This window comes from Enterobacter cloacae complex sp. ECL414 (genome assembly GCF_021869685.1).
GTDB classification, from domain to species: domain Bacteria; phylum Pseudomonadota; class Gammaproteobacteria; order Enterobacterales; family Enterobacteriaceae; genus Enterobacter; species Enterobacter kobei.
In genome coordinates, this window is sequence record NZ_CP091481.1 from 3,552,465 (window position 1) to 3,569,576 (window position 17,112).

Annotated in this window: 16 protein-coding genes; 7 read left to right on the forward strand and 9 right to left on the reverse strand. The window is 54.1% G+C overall.

Annotated features, from left to right (window positions below):
* Positions 1–5 precede the first annotated feature (5 nt).
* The 6 genes from lepA to rseD form a co-directional block, all read right to left on the reverse strand.
* Positions 6–1,805 (reverse strand): translation elongation factor 4, encoded by a 1,800-nt coding sequence (gene lepA / locus L3068_RS16965; protein ID WP_014884847.1) that lies wholly within the window; start codon positions 1,803–1,805, stop codon positions 6–8.
* A gap of 185 nt (positions 1,806–1,990) precedes the next feature.
* Positions 1,991–2,467 (reverse strand): SoxR-reducing system protein RseC, encoded by a 477-nt coding sequence (gene rseC / locus L3068_RS16970; protein WP_117580720.1) that lies wholly within the window; start codon positions 2,465–2,467, stop codon positions 1,991–1,993.
* Positions 2,464–3,417, reverse strand: a complete 954-nt coding sequence (rseB, locus tag L3068_RS16975; protein WP_117580719.1) for a sigma-E factor regulatory protein RseB — start codon at positions 3,415–3,417, stop codon at positions 2,464–2,466. Before rseB ends, rseC begins: the two co-directional genes overlap by 4 nt.
* The gene (gene rseA / locus L3068_RS16980; protein ID WP_014832926.1) at positions 3,417–4,067 is read right to left on the reverse strand and encodes an anti-sigma-E factor RseA; all 651 of its coding nucleotides are present in this window, start codon (positions 4,065–4,067) and stop codon (positions 3,417–3,419) included. The genes rseB and rseA overlap by 1 nt, the downstream gene beginning before the upstream one ends.
* Before the next feature lie 31 nt (positions 4,068–4,098).
* Complete coding sequence (gene rpoE / locus L3068_RS16985; RefSeq protein WP_006176728.1) at positions 4,099–4,674, reverse strand: RNA polymerase sigma factor RpoE; 576 nt, start codon at positions 4,672–4,674, stop codon at positions 4,099–4,101.
* Positions 4,671–4,754 carry a rpoE leader peptide RseD gene (gene rseD, locus L3068_RS16990; RefSeq protein WP_223605340.1) on the reverse strand — a complete coding sequence of 28 codons (84 nt, stop codon included), beginning with the start codon at positions 4,752–4,754 and terminating at the stop codon, positions 4,671–4,673. The genes rpoE and rseD overlap by 4 nt, the downstream gene beginning before the upstream one ends.
* A gap of 343 nt (positions 4,755–5,097) precedes the next feature.
* Here rseD and nadB point away from each other — a divergent pair, with 343 nt between their 5' ends.
* Positions 5,098–6,717 (forward strand): L-aspartate oxidase, encoded by a 1,620-nt coding sequence (gene nadB / locus L3068_RS16995; protein ID WP_048997323.1) that lies wholly within the window; start codon positions 5,098–5,100, stop codon positions 6,715–6,717.
* Here the strand turns inward: nadB and trmN are convergent.
* A complete protein-coding gene (gene trmN, locus L3068_RS17000; protein WP_117580717.1) occupies positions 6,702–7,439 on the reverse strand; it encodes a tRNA(1)(Val) (adenine(37)-N(6))-methyltransferase TrmN in 738 nt (245 codons plus the stop codon). The two genes, nadB and trmN, sit on opposite strands and share 16 nt — an antisense overlap.
* Before the next feature lie 132 nt (positions 7,440–7,571).
* Between trmN and srmB the strand changes: the two genes are divergently transcribed.
* Positions 7,572–8,900 (forward strand): ATP-dependent RNA helicase SrmB, encoded by a 1,329-nt coding sequence (gene srmB / locus L3068_RS17005; RefSeq protein WP_014884852.1) that lies wholly within the window; start codon positions 7,572–7,574, stop codon positions 8,898–8,900.
* Between the two features lie 52 nt (positions 8,901–8,952).
* On the opposite strand, the gene grcA is transcribed toward srmB, so the two are convergent.
* Positions 8,953–9,336, reverse strand: coding sequence for an autonomous glycyl radical cofactor GrcA (gene grcA / locus L3068_RS17010; protein WP_014884853.1), 384 nt, complete (start codon positions 9,334–9,336; stop codon positions 8,953–8,955).
* Positions 9,337–9,650: 314 nt separating this feature from the next.
* Here grcA and ung point away from each other — a divergent pair, with 314 nt between their 5' ends.
* Positions 9,651–10,340, forward strand: a complete 690-nt coding sequence (ung, locus tag L3068_RS17015; protein WP_014884854.1) for a uracil-DNA glycosylase — start codon at positions 9,651–9,653, stop codon at positions 10,338–10,340.
* Between the two features lie 40 nt (positions 10,341–10,380).
* Here the strand turns inward: ung and L3068_RS17020 are convergent, their stop codons facing one another.
* Positions 10,381–11,511 carry a tRNA/rRNA methyltransferase gene (locus L3068_RS17020; RefSeq protein ID WP_117580715.1) on the reverse strand — a complete coding sequence of 377 codons (1,131 nt, stop codon included), beginning with the start codon at positions 11,509–11,511 and terminating at the stop codon, positions 10,381–10,383.
* Between the two features lie 204 nt (positions 11,512–11,715).
* Between L3068_RS17020 and trxC the strand changes: the two genes are divergently transcribed.
* The 4 genes from trxC to pssA all read left to right on the forward strand — a co-directional run bounded on the left by trxC (position 11,716) and on the right by pssA (position 17,068).
* A complete protein-coding gene (trxC, locus tag L3068_RS17025) occupies positions 11,716–12,135 on the forward strand; it encodes a thioredoxin TrxC (RefSeq protein WP_014884856.1) in 420 nt (139 codons plus the stop codon).
* 69 nt (positions 12,136–12,204) lie between these two features.
* Positions 12,205–12,903: a tRNA-uridine aminocarboxypropyltransferase gene (gene tapT, locus L3068_RS17030; protein WP_045281166.1), complete on the forward strand. Its 699-nt coding sequence runs from the start codon at positions 12,205–12,207 to the stop codon at positions 12,901–12,903.
* A gap of 35 nt (positions 12,904–12,938) precedes the next feature.
* On the forward strand, positions 12,939–15,602 hold the full coding sequence (locus L3068_RS17035; RefSeq protein ID WP_117580713.1) for a bifunctional acetate--CoA ligase family protein/GNAT family N-acetyltransferase: 2,664 nt from the start codon (positions 12,939–12,941) through the stop codon (positions 15,600–15,602).
* Between the two features lie 110 nt (positions 15,603–15,712).
* A complete protein-coding gene (pssA, locus tag L3068_RS17045) occupies positions 15,713–17,068 on the forward strand; it encodes a CDP-diacylglycerol--serine O-phosphatidyltransferase (protein WP_117580711.1) in 1,356 nt (451 codons plus the stop codon).
* Positions 17,069–17,112 lie beyond the last annotated feature (44 nt).

Genomic DNA, 17,112 nt, shown 5'->3' on the forward strand with positions numbered 1-17,112 from the left:
AAAGGTTATTTGCCGTCTTTACCAACATGAAGAATGGCAAGGAATGCTTCCTGTGGCAGCTCAACGTTACCGACCTGCTTCATACGCTTCTTACCTTCTTTCTGCTTCTGCAGCAGCTTTTTCTTACGACTGACGTCACCGCCGTAGCACTTCGCCAGAACGTTTTTACGCAGCTGTTTCACCGTAGAACGCGCGATAATGTGGTTACCAATGGCCGCCTGAATCGCGATGTCGAACTGCTGACGCGGGATCAGATCTTTCATTTTCTCAACCAGCTCGCGACCACGGTACGGCGCATTGTCGTTGTGGGTGATCAGGGCCAGCGCATCCACACGCTCACCGTTGATCAGCACGTCCACACGCACCATGTTGGAGGCCTGGAAACGCTTGAAGTTGTAATCCAGGGACGCATAGCCACGGGAGGTAGACTTCAGGCGGTCGAAGAAGTCGAGTACCACTTCCGCCATCGGGATTTCATAGGTCAGCGCCACCTGGTTACCGTGGTAGACCATGTTGGTCTGCACGCCACGCTTCTCAATACACAGTGTAATGACGTTGCCCAGGAACTCCTGTGGCAGCAGCATGTGACACTCTGCAATCGGCTCACGCAGTTCGTGGATATTGTTCAGCGGCGGCAGCTTGGACGGGCTATCGACGTAAATCACTTCTTTCGAGGTGGTTTCTACCTCATACACAACGGTCGGTGCGGTGGTGATCAGATCCAGATCGTATTCACGTTCCAGACGCTCCTGAATGATCTCCATGTGCAGCAGGCCGAGGAAGCCACAGCGGAAACCGAAGCCCAGCGCCGTTGAGCTTTCTGGCTCGTAGAACAGGGAAGCATCGTTCAGGCTCAATTTACCGAGCGCATCACGGAAGTTTTCATAGTCATCTGAGCTGACCGGGAACAGACCCGCGTAAACCTGCGGTTTCACCTTTTTAAAGCCTGGCAGCGCTTTATCTGCCGGGTTACGCGCACCGGTCAGGGTATCGCCCACTGGCGCGCCGAGGATGTCTTTAATGGCACAAACCAGCCAGCCTACCTCGCCGCATTTCAGCTCGGTACGGTCAACCTGTTTTGGCGTAAAGATACCCAGACGGTCGGCGTTGTAGACCTGTCCGGTACTCATCACCTTGATTTTGTCGCCTTTACGCATGGTGCCGTTTTTAATACGCACCAGAGAGACAACACCAAGGTAGTTATCGAACCAGGAGTCGATGATCAGCGCCTGCAGTGGGCCATCCGGGTCACCTTCCGGGGCCGGGATGTCACGCACCAGGCGTTCCAGCACATCGGTCACGCCCACACCGGTTTTCGCGGAGCAGCGCACGGCATCCGTCGCGTCAATGCCGACAATATCTTCAATCTCTTCCGCGACGCGTTCAGGATCGGCAGCTGGCAGGTCGATTTTATTCAGAACCGGCACAACCTCGAGATCCATTTCCATCGCGGTATAGCAGTTTGCCAGGGTCTGGGCTTCAACACCCTGCCCGGCATCGACGACCAGCAGCGCACCTTCACAGGCCGCCAGCGAGCGTGATACTTCATAGGAGAAGTCAACGTGGCCTGGGGTGTCGATAAAGTTCAGTTGATAGGTTTCACCATCAGCCGCTTTGTAATCCAGCGTAACGCTTTGCGCCTTAATGGTGATACCGCGTTCGCGTTCCAGGTCCATGGAGTCCAGAACCTGGGCTTCCATTTCACGATCAGACAGGCCACCGCAAATCTGGATAATACGGTCAGACAGCGTCGACTTACCGTGGTCAATGTGAGCAATGATCGAAAAGTTACGTATGTTCTTCATATAGTTAAATAATTATGCCTTACGAATTCCTGGAGGCCGCTGTTCTTAGCCTGACGTTTTTCAGTGCGAAAACGCAGCATTCTACACTACATCCTCGCTACCTGGAAATGCACTTAGAGACAGGTATAGCGTGAAGAAAGGGCGTTTTCTGTATTAGGGCGTAAAAATTGATAAAGCCCGATGGATCATCGGGCCTCAGAAGAGAGCGTCTCGACATGAAGCTGGTCTGGTGCCAACCCAACGCTGAGAATGACAGGCTGCCACTCTTCGCGCGCGGCAAGCTTCGGTGAGAGACCTTTAGCAAGCCAGAATCCCCCGATACCCCCCAACGCGGCACCGCACATGGCGGCCACATCGGTACCAAACAGGGTCTGGAAAAGGCCGCCCATGATAAATAACCCGACCAACGGAGAGAGATAGACCAGCATAGCGGAACCGAGCAGACTGCCTTCCGCAATCCCCAGTTCAACCTTCTGCCCCGTCACCAGCGGCTGTTCACTTGGCACAGAGATAGTATGCGACGTTTGCGGCCCGAGCTTATTCAGCACGCGGCTGCCGCACCCGGCACGGGATGCGCAGCTATTGCATGAGGCTTTGACATCGCAACTGACTCGCGCAACGCCATTTTGCCACGAGACGACGGTTGCCCACTCTTTAATCATTGCGCGGCCCTGAATTTAATGCTGTCTGAAATGCGCTTCGCCGTCTGCGGAGGTAATTCACCCACAATCGTGATCTCTGCGTTATCACGTACCGTGGTGCTCACCGTGCGACGTCCGGTACGTAGCATTTGCTCAGAGCTGTTTGCCGTTGCGCGGTTGATGTTCACCGAGAAACTGAACAAACCGTCGGAATAGAGGCGCGACTCAACAGGCGTGTCAATAGTTGGCAACTGACGACGGCTGCTGGACACTTCGCTAAAGCCTTGCGGGATCCAGGAAGGAACCCAGTTGAAGTTAACGGAATCCCCTGCCGGAACAGAAAGCAGCGGCGGCAGGCTGGCTTTGGCCAGATTCTGCATGCTGTTGCCAACCTGATTGTTCACGCTGAAGGAGATCACGCGGAACTGTTCAAGCGTTTCACCATCGCGGTCAAGCAGGTCCACACGCATCGGCAGCTTGGTTTCCGCATCAATCCAGACGATATAGCTGTAGCGCGTGCCATCGCGAGCAACCACGCGGATCACTTCACACAGTCTGTCTGCGATGCGCGTACGCCCTACCGAAATAAAATCGTAGTAAGGGACCAGCCGCTTGAAGTCGGTATAGATGAGTGACGGCAGAGAATCAACGATATAGTCGCCATTGAGCGTGAAAGGCTCCAGGCCGGGCTCGAAATAGCTGATTTCGTTGCCTCGCTGGACAACCTCCCGACGCGGACCATCCATCTGTAAAAGCTGGGCGAGTGGCTGATTATCAAGACGGGCATGACGATAGCGTAACGACTCGACGCCCTGCTTATTAATGCTGATAAATGCCAACTCGTAATTGAGTGACTGGCTGGCCAGATTCATTTGCTGCAACAACGCCCCGGATGAAACATCAGCCGAGGCGTTGGCAGAGAAGAACAGGCTACCCGCCATCAGAGACATGGCGAACCAAAGTTGCTTCATTACTGCGATTGCGTTCCTAAAGTTTGGTTTCCGGGCACCTGCACAGCAGCTTGCTGGGTTTGGGCCTGCTCAAACTGAAGCTGTTCAGAGTGCAAACGACGCTGCAACTCGTAATCCTGCAACATCGCATTAATGCGACGGCGCTGCTCCTGCACCTGCTGTTGCTGACCGCCGCTGGCGGAAGCATCAGCCGGTACGCCCAGGCTAACCGGGCTCGCTTTGCCCATCATCGGCAGTGTGTTAAACACTGGCGCTTCTGGCTGCTGATTAGTTTCAGACTGAGTATTATAGTGCTGGACGCCAACGATAACTGCAAGCGATACGCATGCAGCAACCCCCATTTGGGTGAGCTGGCTGGCCCACGGACGCACCTTTTGCCAGAACGGCATTTTCTGCCACTGGTGAGGTGCAGGTTGAGCTTCAGGAATCAGCGGAGTGGTCTGATGAACAGGCTCATTCTCAATGGCCGCCATCACGCGGGCAGAGATATCGAAATGGAGAACCTCGCCGGTATCGCCGCGCAGCGTGTCACGGATGAGATGGTAACTCTCCCAGGTCTCTTGCATTTCGGGAGAATGAGACAGCTCGTTGAGCAGCTCACTATCCAGCGTCTCACCATCCATTAAAGCGGAAAGTTTTTCTTTCTGCATGCCTAATACCTTTTCCAGTATCCCGCTATCGTCAACGCCTGATAAGCGGTTGAACTTTATTATCAATAGCTTCTCGCGCACGGAAGATTCGTGAACGCACCGTGCCGACCGGACAATCCATGATAGCGGCTATCTCTTCATAGCTCAGACCATCAAGCTCCCGTAACGTAATTGCCATGCGTAAATCTTCCGGGAGCGACTCGATCGTGCGAAAAACAATTTGTCTCAGTTCTTCTGACAACATTAAGTTCTCAGGGTTCGAAATTTCTTTCAGCGCACCGCCACTTTCGAAGTTTTCGGCGTCGATAGCGTCTACATCACTGGACGGCGGACGACGACCCTGAGCAACCAGATAATTCTTTGCCGTATTGACAGCAATACGGTACAGCCAGGTATAAAAAGCACTATCTCCCCGGAAAGAATCCAGCGCGCGATAGGCCTTAATAAAAGACTCTTGCACCACATCAGGCACATCACCTGACGGTACATAGCGGGAAACCAGACTCGCCACCTTATGCTGGTAGCGCACCACCAGTAAGTTAAAGGCTTTCTGATCTCCCTTCTGGACCCGTTCAACCAGGACCTGGTCCGTTAACTGCTCGCTCATCCGAGGTAATGTCTCCCCAAACCTAAATTCCACGCGTTATCGAAACGCCACTCTAAAAACACCGCACTTTGAGCAAGCACCGAGTTAGAGTGTCCGATCGTCAATAAGTTCCGTAACGCCTTTGTTTTTGTTCATCGCGCCGCAGACTGTTCATTTTCTCTCATTATAAGTCTGTTCACGATACGCACCACTTTCTGACAAGAAACATCTTTTTCCCGCGAGAAGAGTAACGCAACCCAGTCTTTATTTCACCACAAAATCTGACGCTAACGATCTGCTTCGCAAAATAATTTCATTCCTTTACCCGCTATTTACTCCGTCTTACGCGTTTAGCCATTGCAACAACCTCTAAAAAAAACGTGCGATAAATCGCACTCAGGTGCTATTCTGACCCAACACTGTTTAGTAAATTAAACAACAATCATGAACACAACATCTGAACTCCATTGTGATGTCCTGATCATCGGTAGCGGCGCTGCCGGTCTCTCTCTGGCGCTACGCCTGGCCGAGCATCAAAACGTTATCGTTCTGAGTAAAGGACCGATAAGTGAAGGTTCCACATTTTATGCCCAGGGCGGCATTGCCGCCGTGTTTGACGAGACCGACAGCATAGCGTCGCACGTAGAAGATACGTTGATTGCCGGCGCCGGGATCGTGGATGCGCACGCCGCAGAGTTCGTTGCCAGCAATGCCCGCCATTGCGTTCAGTGGCTCATCGATCAGGGCGTATTATTTGATACCCAGATTCAGCCTAACGGTGAAGAGAGCTACCACCTGACGCGCGAAGGCGGCCATAGCCACCGCCGCATCCTGCACGCAGCGGATGCCACCGGTAAAGAGGTGGAGACCACGCTGGTGGGTAAAGCGCTTAACCATCCTAATATTCGGGTTCTTGAGCGCAGTAATGCCGTTGACCTGATTATTTCAGACAAGATTGGCCTGCCTGGTCCGCGTCGCGTGGTGGGTGCATGGGTCTGGAACCGTAATAAAGAGAAGGTTGAAACCTGTCAGGCGAAGGCCGTTGTACTGGCGACGGGCGGCGCCTCAAAGGTGTATCAGTACACCACTAACCCGGACATCGCTTCCGGAGACGGTATCGCCATGGCCTGGCGCGCAGGCTGCCGCGTGGCGAATCTCGAATTTAATCAGTTTCACCCAACAGCCCTGTTCCACCCTCAGGCGCGCAACTTCCTGCTGACGGAAGCTCTGCGCGGTGAAGGCGCTTATCTGAAACGCCCTGACGGTACCCGCTTTATGCCGGACTTTGACGCGCGTGGCGAGCTGGCCCCTCGCGATATCGTTGCCCGCGCCATCGACCATGAAATGAAACGTCTGGGCGTGGACTGCATGTATCTCGATATCAGCCATAAGCCAGCCGCATTCATTCGCCAGCATTTCCCGATGATTTACGAAAAGCTGCTGAACCTGGGGATTGATTTGACCCGCGATCCGGTGCCCATTGTGCCTGCGGCCCACTATACCTGCGGGGGCGTGATGGTTGACGATCACGGGCGCACCGACGTAGAAGGTCTGTATGCTATCGGCGAGGTGAGTTATACCGGCCTTCACGGCGCGAACCGTATGGCGTCGAACTCGCTGCTTGAGTGTCTGGTGTACGGCTGGTCAGCGGCGGAAGACATCACGAAACGCATGCCTTACGCCCGCGAGACCGAGCACTTACCTGCCTGGGATGAAAGCCGCGTGGATAACCCGGACGAGCTGGTCGTGATCCAGCACAACTGGCATGAGCTACGGCTGTTTATGTGGGACTACGTGGGGATTGTGCGCACCACAAAACGTCTGGAACGTGCGTTGCGCCGCATTACTATGCTGCAGCAGGAAATTGATGAATATTATGCCAATTTCCGCGTATCAAATAATCTGCTGGAGCTGCGCAATCTGGTGCAGGTTGCCGAGCTGATTGTTCGCTGTGCCATGATGCGTAAAGAGAGCCGCGGCTTGCACTACACCCTGGACTACCCGGAGCAGCTTGCTGAATCCGGCCCGTCGATACTGGCTCCGCAGGTTCACATAAACAGATAAAATGCCTGGGTCAGAGCAGTGTAATCTTCGGAATAACGCTGGTCTGGCCCTCGAATCACCATACGGTCATTAAAGCATTCACCTTCTTTTGGCGAGAGCGCCAGCAGCACACGGTGCGGCAGTCGTCCTTCCGTATCAGAAATGTCAGTTCGCAAACGTAATGTCCAGCCAATCTCCTGCGCCAGACCAATAAATGTATTACCCGTGCTTTCTGGCAACACTACGCAAAAAAAGCCCTCTTCAGAGATGAGTTCAGCCGCGCTGGTAAGCAGTGCTTTATGATCGAGTGAACTGGTATAACGCGCCTGTTCACGTTCAGGGGTACCACACTCGACACCGGGCGCGTAGTAAGGAGGGTTGCTGACGATAAGATCGTAACGCGCAGTTTGTTCAGGCGCCCAGACCAGCACATCCGCACATTGAACGCGAATCCGGTCTGCCCAGGGGGATTCGGCCGCATTTTCACTCGCCTGCTCTGCAGCCTGCGCATCGAGCTCAACGGCATCAATCGTGACATGCTCTTCCGTACGCTGGGCCAGCATCAACGCCACCAGCCCGCTGCCGGTACCGATATCAAGAATACGTTTAACACCTACGACAGGGGCCCATGCTCCCAGTAAAATACCGTCGGTGCCGACTTTCATGGCACAGCGATCGTGGGCGACAAAAAATTGTTTAAACGTAAAACCATCGCGGCGCAACTGCGCTTTGAGTTGAGACATGTCAGGGCAACCTTCTAAGTGAAACTGGAGTAGCATAGGGGAAAGCGAAGGCACCGCAAAGCGATATCCATACAAACAGATGAAGATTACAGCCGTAACGTCTATAATCAGCGCCCCACACAGAGGTAGAACATGACTGTAACGACTTTTTCCGAACTTGAACTCGATGAAAGCCTGCTCAATGCACTTGAGAGCAAAGGCTTTACACGCCCGACCGCCATTCAGGCAGCGGCCATTCCGCCTGCGCTTGAGGGCCGCGATGTGCTCGGTTCTGCGCCAACCGGCACGGGGAAGACAGCAGCCTATTTGCTGCCTGTGTTGCAGCACCTGCTCGACTTTCCACGAAAAAAATCAGGCCCACCGCGTATTTTGATCCTGACGCCTACGCGCGAGCTGGCCATGCAGGTTGCCGATCACGCGCGTGAGCTGGCGGCTAACACCCATCTGGATATCGCCACTATTACCGGCGGCGTGGCGTATATGAACCACGCCGAAGTGTTCAGCGAAAACCAGGATATCGTTGTTGCGACGACGGGCCGTTTGCTGCAGTACATTAAAGAAGAGAACTTCGACTGCCGCGCGGTAGAAACGCTGATTCTGGATGAAGCCGACCGCATGCTGGACATGGGCTTCGCACAGGATATCGAACACATTGCGGGCGAGACGCGCTGGCGTAACCAGACGATGCTGTTCTCTGCCACCCTTGAAGGGGACGCGATTAAAGATTTCGCCGAGCGTCTGCTGGAAGATCCGGTTGAAGTCTCTGCGACGCCCTCTACGCGTGAGCGCAAGAAGATCCATCAGTGGTATTACCGTGCGGACAACCTTGAGCACAAGGTCGAATTACTGAAGCACCTGCTGAAGCAGGAAGATGCTCTGCGTACCATCGTCTTTGTGCGTAAACGCGAGCGCGTGCACGAGCTGGCAGAAATGCTGCGTAATGCGGGCATTAATAACTGCTACCTCGAAGGTGAGATGGCGCAGGTTAAGCGTACCGAAGGCATCAAACGCCTGACCGATGGCCGCGTGAACGTGCTGGTGGCGACAGACGTTGCCGCGCGTGGGATCGACATTCCGGACGTGAGCCACGTGATCAACTTCGATATGCCGCGCAGTGGTGATACCTATCTGCACCGCATTGGCCGTACCGGTCGCGCCGGACGTAAAGGTACTGCGATTTCACTGGTTGAAGCGCACGATCACCTGCTGCTGCAAAAAATTGGTCGCTATGTTGATGAGCCGCTGAAATCTCGCGTCATTGACGGCCTGCGCCCAACTACCCGCGCGCCGAGTGAAAAAATGACGGGCAAACCGTCCAAGAAAGCACTCGCAAAACGCGCTGAGAGAAAAGAGAAAGAAAAAGAGAAGCCGCGCGTTAAGCAACGCCACCGCGATACCAAAAACATTGGTAAGCGTCGTAAGCCAAGCGCAGCCGCGCAGGATACGAAAACTGAAGAGTAAGAAAAAGCCGGGGATTTCCCCGGCTTTTTTATTCACCCCCGAAACTGGAACCTTACAGGCTTTCAGTAAAGGTACGCGCGATAACGTCGCGCTGCTGCTCTGGGGTCAGTGAGTTAAAACGAACCGCATAGCCAGACACGCGAATAGTCAGCTGTGGGTACTTTTCAGGGTGCTCAACGGCATCCATCAGCGTTTCGCGACGCAGAACGTTAACGTTCAGGTGCTGACCGCCTTCCACGCGCACTTCCGGCTTCACTTCCATTGGGATTTCACGATATTCGATTTCGCCCAGTTTGCTCACTGGCACGATCTCATCTTCAGTAAAACCGGCTTTTGCCACCACGCAGCGTGCTTCGTTTTTCTCGCTGTCCAGCAGCCAGAAAGAATTGAGCAGATCGTCATTTGCAGCTTTAGTAATCTGGATACCTGTAATCATGTGTTGCCTCCCTTAGGCTACATTAACTGATGTCGGCCTCACACGGCCAATTGGTAAAACCATTGTTTCTTGTGTGTATATATATCACTCGCACCCCGGCGATTTATTGATTTAAATCAACAAAAACACCAACCACATAAAGAGTGTGGTTTGAATTTATTGTTTTAGATCAATTTCAGCACCTTACCAATTCAACTGGCTGTGTATCTTTTCAAAATAAATTTAGTTACTTAGCGCACGTTTCAGCGCGTCATTTTGCTCACTGGCGTTTAACAGGTAAGCTAGACACAGAATGAGATTCGCAGGAGAGCGAGATGACCACACCGTTGACATGGCACGATGTGCTGGCAGAAGAAAAACAACAACCCTATTTTATCAATACACTCAGCACCGTTGCAGCTGAACGTCAGTCCGGGCAGACGATTTATCCGCCGCAGAAAGATGTGTTCAACGCCTTTCGTTACACTGAGCTGAGCGATGTGAAGGTGGTCATTCTTGGCCAGGATCCGTATCACGGCCCGGGTCAGGCACACGGGCTGGCGTTCTCCGTCCGTCCGGGCGTGGCTATTCCCCCTTCTCTGCTCAATATGTATAAAGAGCTTGAGGGAACCGTTCCTGGCTTTACCCGCCCCACCCACGGTTACCTGGAAAGCTGGGCGCATCAGGGTGTGCTGCTGTTAAATACGGTACTCACTGTACGGGCGGGTCAGGCACATTCTCACGCCAGCCTGGGCTGGGAAACCTTTACCGATAAGGTTATTAGCCTGATCAACGAACATCGTGAAGGCGTGGTGTTTTTACTGTGGGGTTCTCACGCGCAGAAGAAAGGGGCGATTATCGACCGTCAGCGCCATCACGTTTTAAAAGCGCCGCACCCGTCTCCGCTGTCGGCACATCGCGGTTTCTTCGGCAGTAATCACTTTGTTCTGGCGAATGAATGGCTGGAAAAACGTGGCGAAACGCCAATTGACTGGATGCCAGTGTTACCGGCAGAGAGCGAGTAGGGTTTGAATGTGCCGGGCCAGACCCGGCACATTGAGAGGCTTATGCCTTATTCTGACGCCACCATTCCGCCAGCAGTACGCCGGTCGCAACGGATACGTTCAGACTTTCTACATTACCTGTCCCGTCGATAGAGACGCTCAGATCAGCACTGGAAAGCGCCGCGTCAGACAGACCGTCACGTTCCTGACCTAATACCAGCACCATTTTACGCGGCAGCGTCGCTTTAAACAGCGGCGTACCAGCATGGCTCGACGTGGTCACGATGGAATAACCCGCTTTACGGAACTGCTCAAGGGCGTCCAGCACGCTGTCGCCGGTGATCGGCTGCACATGCTCCGCTCCGCCTTCTGCAGTGCGGATCGCGGCACCGGATTCCAGCAGTGCGGCATCATGTAACAGCACACCCTTCACGCCAAAGTGTGCGCAGCTGCGCATCATCGCGCCCAGGTTGTGCGGGTTGCCTACATCTTCCAGGGCCAGCACGCAGTCATCGGCATCCGCCTGGCTGACCCACTGCTGCACGGTGGTGCCGTTACGTTTTTTGATCAGGAAGCAGACGCCGCCGTGGTGCTCGGTACCGGACGCTTTGGTCAGCTCGGCATCATCCACCACGTGGTAGGCTTTACGGTTCGCGGCCATCCAGCGCAGTGCTTCTTTAAAGCGCGGGGTCACGCTCTGGATAAACCAGGCGCGGACGATACACTCAGGACGGCTCTGGAACAGCGCCTGGCAGGCGTTCTCGCCATACACGCGGGTCTCTTCCGCGCGCTGACGGCGCAGCACTTCCGGGTCGATAAAGCTTTTACCGCTGATACCGCCGTGATCGGCTTTCTCTGGCGTCTCATCGCCCGGGGCGCGAGAAACGGTGCGCCACGGGGAGGCGTTGTCACGCGAGAAGTCATCACGCGGACGATCGTCGCGTGGACGGTCACTGCGTGGGCGGTCGGAACGCGGACGGTCATCGCGTTTGCGATCGTCACGTTTGCGGTCATCACCGCGGGTGTTTCTGTCATCGCGGGCGGGGCGACGGCCACCGTCTGCACGAGAAGACGCCGGACGCCCGCCACCTTTTCCGGTACGCGGATTTTGGGTGCGTTTATCAGAGTCATCATCACTGCGGACATACATCACTTTGACCTTGCCGCTTTTGTTTTTCATTTCGTCGTTCATGCTTTTCTCCACCAGCGCTGCGCGAAGCGCGCAGATTACCCGATGTGCCAGCGCATAGCCATAATTTCGTACAAAAGCCTGTGACTATTGTTCTCATTGAATAAAACGCATTGTTGTTTCAAACAGGCTCATTGATAATATGTAACATATTAGAAACATTATCGGCGTTCTGCCGCTGTCCCACGGCTCTATCAGAGGTTAGTTATGAATACCGTATGTGCCAACTGTCAGGCTCTTAATCGCATTCCGGACGATCGGATTGACGATGGTGCGAAATGCGGACGTTGTGGCCACGAACTGTTTGATGGCGATGTCATTAACGCGACGGGTGCTACGCTGGACAAACTCCTCAAGGACGATCTCCCGGTGGTGGTCGATTTCTGGGCACCGTGGTGCGGTCCATGCCGAAGCTTCGCGCCAATCTTTGAAGACGTGGCCGAAGAGCGCAGCGGTAAGATGCGTTTTGTTAAGGTGAATACCGAGGCGGAACGCGAGCTTAGCGCACGTTTCCGCATTCGCAGCATCCCGACCATTATGATCTTTAAAAACGGTGAAGTCGTCGACATGCTCAATGGCGCAGTACCGAAAGCGCCGTTTGACAGCTGGTTAAACGAATCACTGTAACTTTCACGGGGCACATCTTGTGCCCCGCTCCCGCCTCTGCGAAAATGGCGTTTTTCCTTCACTTCGCCCATGACCGATAACGCTGTCCTCCAGTTACGCGCCGAACGCCTTGCGCGCGCCACTCGTCCTTTTCTTGCCCGTGGCAATCGCATTCGTCGCTGCCAGCGCTGCCTGCTTCCGCTTAAAGTTTGCCTGTGCGAAACGCTGGCACCCAGTACGGCTAAAAGCCGTTTTTGTCTGGTCATGTTTGATACCGAGCCGATGAAACCCAGTAATACAGGGCGGCTGATTGCCGATATTCTGCCGGATACTGCCGCGTTTCAATGGTCCCGCACCGAGCCGCCACAGGCCCTGCTCGATCTGGTGACAAACCCGGACTATCAGCCGATGGTCGTTTTCCCGGCCTCTTACGCAGGCGACAATCGTCAGGTGCTTTCGGCGCCACCATCCGGTAAGCCACCGCTGTTTATTATGCTGGACGGCACATGGACCGAAGCGCGGAAAATGTTTCGCAAAAGCCCTTACCTTGACGCGCTGCCGGTCATTTCTGTCGATCTTTCCCGCGTCTCGGCTTATCGCCTGCGTGAAGCGCATGCTGACGGACAATATTGCACCGCCGAGGTGGCCATCGCGCTGCTGGATTTAGCCGGGGATACCGCAGCAGCCGGCGCCCTGGGCAACCATTTCTCTTGTTTCCGGGAACGCTATCTGGCGGGAAAAACCATTCATAAGGGCAGCATCACAGCAACAGCGTCAGAAAGCGTTTAAAATCATCAGGTCGCTTGCAATCACGGGAGACTTGCATGAGCCAGCGAGGGTTAGAAGCGCTATTACGTCCTAAATCCATTGCCGTTATCGGCGCATCCATGAAACCGGATCGGGCAGGCTATCTGATGATGCGCAACCTGCTCGCGGGAGGATTTAATGGCCCCGTCATGCCCGTCACGCCGGCTTATAAGGCCGTTCAGGGGGTGCTGGCATGGCCAGATGTGCAGAGCCTGCCTTTTGTGCCGGACCTCGCCGTGCTGTGTACGAATGCGAAACGCAATCTGGAACTGCTGGAAGCACTTGGCAAGAAAGGGTGTAAAACCTGCATTATTCTCTCGTCTCCACCTGAACAGCAACCCGAACTGCTCGCCTACGCCAGCCGCTACCAGATGCGTATCCTTGGCCCGAATAGCCTGGGCCTGCTCGCCCCCTGGCAGGGGTTGAATGCCAGTTTCTCCCCGGTACCGATCCGCAAAGGCAAACTGGCGTTTATCTCGCAGTCGGCTGCAGTATCGAACACAATCCTCGACTGGGCGCAACAGCGCGAAATGGGTTTCTCCTACTTCATTGCCCTGGGCGACAGCCTGGATATCGACGTTGATGAGCTTCTGGATTTCCTGGCTCGTGACAGCAAAACCAGCGCGATACTCCTTTATCTTGAGCATCTGAGCGACGCCCGTCGTTTTGTATCGGCTTCACGAAGTGCTTCGCGCAATAAGCCGATCCTGGTTATCAAAAGTGGTCGCAGTCCTGCTGCCCAGCGTCTCCTGCAGTCTCATTCCGGCATGGATCCCGCCTGGGATGCCGCCATCCAGCGCGCGGGGTTACTGCGGGTGCAGGATACGCACGAGCTTTTTTCCGCCGTTGAGACACTCAGCCACATGCGCCCACTGCGTGGCGAGAAGTTAATGATTGTCAGCAATGGTGCGGCCCCTGCTGCGCTTGCGCTGGATGAACTGTGGCTGCGCAACGGAAAGCTGGCAACGCTGGGTGAAGAGACGCTTCAACGCCTCAGAGAGGCGCTTCCGACAAGCGTGATGCCCGGCAATCCGCTTGATTTGCGCGATGACGCCAGCAGCGATCGCTATATTCGGGCTATCTCAATTTTGCTGGATAGTCAGGACTTCGATGCATTGATGATTATCCACTCCCCCAGCGCAGTCGCGCCGGGCAGTGAAAGTGCGCGCGCGTTAATTGAAGCTGTACGCAACCATCCGCGCGGCAAATATGTCACTCTGCTGACAAACTGGTGCGGTGAGTTTTCATCTCAGGAGGCACGACGTCTGTTCAGCGAAGCCGGTCTGCCAACCTACCGTACGCCGGAAGGGACTATCACCGCATTTATGCATATGGTGGAATATCGCCGCAATCAGAAGCAGCTACGCGAAACCCCGGCGCTACCTGGTAACCTGACGGCGAATACCGTCGACGTTCATCGACTCTTGCAGCAGGCTATTGAAGAGGGCGCGACATCGCTTGATACGCATGAAGTGCAGCCCATTCTGGGCAGCTACGGGATGCAAACCCTGCCAACCTGGATCGCCAGCGACAGCGCCGAGGCAGTACATATTGCGGAGCAGATTGGCTATCCTGTCGCTCTTAAGCTGCGCTCTCCCGATATACCGCATAAATCAGATGTTCAGGGTGTCATGCTGTATCTGCGTACGGCAACGGAGGTACAGCAGGCAGCCGATGCCATTTTTGATCGCGTTAAGATGGCCTGGCCGCAGGCCCGGATCCACGGACTGCTGGTACAAAGCATGGCTAACCGCGCAGGCGCTCAGGAACTACGAGTCGTGGTAGAGCACGATCCCGTCTTCGGCCCGCTTATTATGCTGGGAGAAGGTGGCGTGGAGTGGCACCCGGAGGAACAGGCTGTCGTTGCTTTACCGCCGCTGAACATGAACCTCGCGCGCTATCTGATCATTCAGGCGATTAAAAGCAAAAAGATCCGTGGCCGCAGTGCCTTGCGTCCGCTCGATATTGCCGGGTTAAGTCAATTCCTGGTGCAGGTGTCTAATCTGATCGTGGATTGTGCCGAGATCCAGCGGCTGGATATCCATCCGCTACTCGCTTCCGGCAATGAGTTTACGGCGCTGGACGTGACGCTGGATATCGCGTCCTTCGAAGGGGACAGAGAGAGCCGCCTGGCAATCCGTCCATATCCTCTGCATCTGGAGGAGTGGGTAGAGATGAAAAACGGGGAACGCGTCCTGTTCCGCCCAATTCTGCCGGAAGATGAACCCCAGCTGCGGGCCTTTATCTCTCAGGTTACGAAAGAAGATCTCTACTACCGCTATTTTAGCGAAATCAACGAATTTACCCACGATGATTTAGCCAATATGACCCAGATCGACTACGATCGAGAAATGGCGTTTGTTGCAGTGCGTCGTGCAGGTCATGATGATGAGATCCTCGGCGTCACGCGAGCCATTTCTGACCCGGATAATGTCGATGCGGAGTTTGCCGTGCTGGTGCGCTCCGATCTTAAAGGCCTGGGGCTGGGTAGACGACTGCTGGAAAAACTCATCAGTTATACGCGAGATCACGGATTGTTGCGCCTGAATGGCATTACTATGCCAAACAATCGCGGTATGGTGACCCTGGCGCGAAAACTCGGATTTGACGTTGATATTCAGCTGGAGGAAGGTATTGTTGCCTTGTCCCTCATCCTGACATCAGCAGACAAACACGAGTAACCTACTGGAAATGTTACCCACTTTGGACGGGACTGGTGGTATCATTGTCCGCTTATGTTGTTTGCATGGTACAGACAACCCTTCAATGAACAGAGAAGAAACGCACTGTGATGTTGTCAAAATTTAAGCGTAATAAACATCAACAACACCTTGCTCAACTACCGAAGATTTCTCAGTCAGTTGATGATGTAGAGTTCTTTTATGCTCCCGCTCATTTTCGGGAAACGCTTCTGGAAAAGATTGCCAGCGCCACGCGACGCATTTGCATTGTGGCCCTGTATCTTGAACAAGATGAAGGCGGTCGTGCGATCCTCAACGCACTCTATGAAGCTAAACGTCAGCGTCCGGAACTGGATATTCGCGTACTGGTTGACTGGCATCGCGCTCAGCGTGGCCGTATCGGCGCAGCCGCTTCCAATACTAATGCAGACTGGTATTGCCGCACGGCGCAGGAAAATCCTGGCGTCGATGTCCCTGTTTATGGCGTCCCCGTTAATACCCGTGAAGCACTCGGTGTCCTTCATTTTAAAGGGTTCATCATTGATGACAGCGTCCTGTACAGCGGCGCAAGCCTGAATGATGTCTACCTTCATCAGCTCGATAAATATCGCTACGACCGCTACCACCTGATTCGTAATCCACAGATGGCCGATATCATGTTCAACTGGGTTGATAAAAACCTGGTACACGGTCGTGGTGTTAATCGCCTTGACGATCCTGAGCGTCCTAAAAGCCCGGAGATCAAAAATGATGTTCGCGCTTTCCGCCAGGAGTTGCGCGATGCGGTCTACCATTTCCAGGGCGATGCGAACAACGAAGAGTTATCTGTTACCCCGCTGGTAGGGCTCGGCAAATCAAGCCTGCTGAACAAAACGATCTTCCATTTGATGCCATGTGCAGAGCAGAAACTCACCATCTGTACGCCATACTTCAACCTTCCTGCCGTGCTGGTGCGAAATATCATTCAGCTACTGCGCGACGGTAAAAAAGTGGAAATTATCGTCGGCGATAAAACAGCAAACGACTTTTTCATCCCTGAAGACCAGCCGTTCAAAATCATCGGTGCGCTGCCTTATCTTTATGAGATTAACCTGCGTCGTTTCCTGAGCCGTTTACAGTATTACGTCAACACTGACCAGCTGGTTGTGCGTCTGTGGAAAGATGAAGACAACAGTTACCACCTGAAAGGAATGTGGGTCGACGATGAGTGGATGCTGCTGACCGGTAACAACCTTAACCCACGCGCCTGGAGACTGGATCTGGAAAACGCCATTCTCATCCATGACCCGCAGCATGAGTTAGCCGCCCAGCGTGAACGTGAGCTGGAGTTGATTCGCACGCATACTACGGTGGTTAACCATTACCGCGAACTACAGAGCATTGCCGATTATCCGGTGAAAGTCCGTAAGTTGATCCGCCGTTTACGTCGTATCCGTATCGACCGACTTATCAGCCGTATTCTGTAATGTCAGAGCCCTGTCACCCGCAGGGCTTTTTTATGGAGCCCGTT

Excerpts from the sequence above, each read along its gene's own strand:
- tapT (WP_045281166.1), top strand. The coding sequence starts at position 12,205 with ATGACCGATAACGCTGTCCTCCAGTTACGCGCCGAACGCCTTGCGCGC.
- lepA (WP_014884847.1), bottom strand. The coding sequence starts at position 1,805 with ATGAAGAACATACGTAACTTTTCGATCATTGCTCACATTGACCACGGT.
- L3068_RS17020 (WP_117580715.1), bottom strand. The coding sequence starts at position 11,511 with ATGAACGACGAAATGAAAAACAAAAGCGGCAAGGTCAAAGTGATGTAT.
- rseC (WP_117580720.1), bottom strand. The coding sequence starts at position 2,467 with ATGATTAAAGAGTGGGCAACCGTCGTCTCGTGGCAAAATGGCGTTGCG.
- rseA (WP_014832926.1), bottom strand. The coding sequence starts at position 4,067 with ATGCAGAAAGAAAAACTTTCCGCTTTAATGGATGGTGAGACGCTGGAT.
- L3068_RS17035 (WP_117580713.1), top strand. The coding sequence starts at position 12,939 with ATGAGCCAGCGAGGGTTAGAAGCGCTATTACGTCCTAAATCCATTGCC.
- trmN (WP_117580717.1), bottom strand. The coding sequence starts at position 7,439 with ATGTCTCAACTCAAAGCGCAGTTGCGCCGCGATGGTTTTACGTTTAAA.
- ung (WP_014884854.1), top strand. The coding sequence starts at position 9,651 with ATGACCACACCGTTGACATGGCACGATGTGCTGGCAGAAGAAAAACAA.
- rpoE (WP_006176728.1), bottom strand. The coding sequence starts at position 4,674 with ATGAGCGAGCAGTTAACGGACCAGGTCCTGGTTGAACGGGTCCAGAAG.
- srmB (WP_014884852.1), top strand. The coding sequence starts at position 7,572 with ATGACTGTAACGACTTTTTCCGAACTTGAACTCGATGAAAGCCTGCTC.
- nadB (WP_048997323.1), top strand. The coding sequence starts at position 5,098 with ATGAACACAACATCTGAACTCCATTGTGATGTCCTGATCATCGGTAGC.
- rseB (WP_117580719.1), bottom strand. The coding sequence starts at position 3,417 with ATGAAGCAACTTTGGTTCGCCATGTCTCTGATGGCGGGTAGCCTGTTC.
- grcA (WP_014884853.1), bottom strand. The coding sequence starts at position 9,336 with ATGATTACAGGTATCCAGATTACTAAAGCTGCAAATGACGATCTGCTC.
- trxC (WP_014884856.1), top strand. The coding sequence starts at position 11,716 with ATGAATACCGTATGTGCCAACTGTCAGGCTCTTAATCGCATTCCGGAC.
- pssA (WP_117580711.1), top strand. The coding sequence starts at position 15,713 with ATGTTGTCAAAATTTAAGCGTAATAAACATCAACAACACCTTGCTCAA.